At 29.5% G+C, this 528-nt stretch carries 1 protein-coding gene; it reads left to right on the top strand.

What is annotated here, in order from left to right; all coding sequences use genetic code 11:
- Positions 1 to 313: 313 nt before the first annotated feature.
- Positions 314 to 528: hypothetical protein (locus SB749_RS18685; RefSeq protein ID WP_410711619.1), on the top strand; the 215-nt coding region annotated here is incomplete at its 3' end.

The following is a 528-nucleotide window of genomic DNA, read 5'->3' as shown; positions in this document are numbered from 1 at the left end:
GCTTTATCTCACATTACCCAATCATATTCCTCAAATCAGTCACTAGAGACATTTATGAATACAAAAAAAACAAAAGAAATTTATATATTTCTAACAGTCACATCAATATTATTTTTCACTTTAGCCAATATATACTTCATTGGAAAAATAGGAAAGATAATATTCTATACAGCGCTTAGTCTTATTTTTATTATTTGTTGTTATCTTTTTATCACCGCAATCTAAAAAATCTTCCATAAAAGGGAGATTTTATTAATATATATCAAGACAACTCCAATGCGAATTGGTAATCGCACATAACAAAATGGAATTAATGAGTTATAAAAAAGCTGATCAACATTATGCAACCATCATTAAAAAATCAGATGAAATCGGGGATTCATACACCAAAAGTTTAGCTCATTACAATATCGGTATCAGTTATGAAAAACGTGGTGATCTATTACAAGCTGAAAGCCATTTACTAAAAGCAATTGATATACCAGAACACAGGGAATCATTGAACACCATCCGCACATATTACATGCT

It is taken from the genome of Brevibacterium sp. SIMBA_078, from assembly GCF_046534565.1.
Classification (GTDB): Bacteria; Actinomycetota; Actinomycetes; order Actinomycetales; family Brevibacteriaceae; genus Brevibacterium.
The sequence above is the reverse complement of the archived record's forward strand: the minus strand, read 5'-3'. Positions and strand labels throughout refer to the sequence as shown.